Consider the following 1,882-nt stretch of genomic DNA (forward strand, 5'->3'; position numbering starts at 1 on the left):
AAGATGAAAAAAGATCCCAAAGAGAGAATGTGTAATCTCTCTTGACCGGTAATAGTGCTGTATGCACGATTCCTTTAAAAGGAGGTGATCCAGCCGCAGGTTCCCCTACGGCTACCTTGTTACGACTTCACCCCAGTCATCGGTCCGACCGTAGGCGCTCCCCTCTGCAAGCAGTTAGGGCCACGACTTCAGGTAAGACCAACTCCCGTGGTGTGACGGGCGGTGTGTACAAGGCCCGGGAACGTATTCACCGGAGCGTGCTGATCTCCGATTACTAGCGATTCCAACTTCATGGAGTCGAGTTGCAGACTCCAATCCGGACTGAGATGCACTTTTTGAGATTTGCTCACTGTTGCCAGGTCGCTTCCCTTTGTATGCACCATTGTATTACGTGTGTAGCCCTAGACATAAGGGCCATGAGGACTTGACGTCATCCCCACCTTCCTCCTGGTTAGCCCAGGCAGTCTCCCTAGAGTGCCCAACTTAATGCTGGCAACTAAGGATAGGGGTTGCGCTCGTTGCGAGACTTAACCCAACATCTCACGACACGAGCTGACGACAGCCATGCAGCGCCTGTCACTGAATTCTCCGAAGAGCACTCTTATGTTTCCATTAGATTCTCAGGATTTCAAGCCTAGGTAAGGTTCTGCGCGTTGCTTCGAATTAAACCACATAATCCACCGCTTGTGCGGGCCCCCGTCAATTCCTTTGAGTTTTAGTCTTGCGACCGTACTCCCCAGGCGGTGCACTTAATGCGTTAGCTACGACACTGATGGGGTCAAACCACCAATATCTAGTGCACATCGTTTACGGCGTGGACTACCAGGGTATCTAATCCTGTTTGCTACCCACGCTTTCGCGCCTCAGCGTCAATACTCGTCCAGGAAGGCGCCTTCGCCTCTGGTGTTCCTTCACATCTCTACGGATTTTACCCCTACATGTGAAATTCCCCTTCCCTCTCCGAGATTCTAGATTATCAGTTTCAGACGCAGTTTCGGGGTTGAGCCCCGAGATTTCACATCTGACTTAACAATCCGCCTGCGCGCGCTTTACGCCCAATAAATCCGAACAACGCTTGCACCCTTCGTATTACCGCGGCTGCTGGCACGAAGTTAGCCGGTGCTTCCTTTGAAGGTACCTTCAAACATAAGGCCTATTGGACCCTATGCCATTATTCCCTTCTGACAGAGTTTTACAACCCGAAGGCCTTCCTCACTCACTCGGCATTGCTGCGTCAGGGTTTCCCCCATTGCGCAATATTCCCCACTGCTGCCTCCCGTAGGAGTCTGGACCGTGTCTCAGTTCCAGTGTGACTGATCATCCTCTCAGACCAGCTAAGCATCGTAGTCATGGTAGGCCATTACCCCACCATCAAACTAATGCTACGCAGGCTCATCATTTGGTAAGTGCTTCCAAGGAGAGGCACTCTTTCTACTGCTGCTTTCAAAATTGCAGTACGTATGCGGTATTAGCCCGAATTTCTTCGAGTTATCCCCCGCCAAATGGTAGATCACCTACGCGTTACTCACCCGTGCGCCACTTTAATCACTCCCGAAGGAGCTTTCTCGTACGACTTGCATGTGTTAGGCATGCCGACAGCGTTCGTTCTGAGCCAGGATCAAACTCTCCAAGCAAATATGAACTATTGTCTTCATTAAAAAAATTTAAAAAATTGAACAGTGCGATCTAAATCATTCCGAACAAGTTCGGCTCTTGGCTATTGGATTTCTACTTTATAACAACGTTGAACTGTTTACAGCTTCCAAGATTTAGTTACGCCAAGACTTTAATTCTTGATTACACTTCTTTTCTTTGGGATCTTCTCATCTTGATAATCAGCCGAAGCTTCATATCTTTAACTATTATTCGAATTTTAAAGAGC

General features: G+C 48.8%; 1 rRNA gene. It reads right to left on the reverse strand.

Features of this window, described 5'->3' with window-relative positions:
• Positions 1-77: 77 nt before the first annotated feature.
• Positions 78-1,634 (reverse strand): 16S ribosomal RNA (locus DPQ89_RS12390).
• Positions 1,635-1,882 lie beyond the last annotated feature (248 nt).

Origin of the sequence: Halobacteriovorax sp. HLS, from assembly GCF_004006665.1 — a bacterium.
Lineage (GTDB): Bacteria > Bdellovibrionota > Bacteriovoracia > Bacteriovoracales > Bacteriovoracaceae > Halobacteriovorax.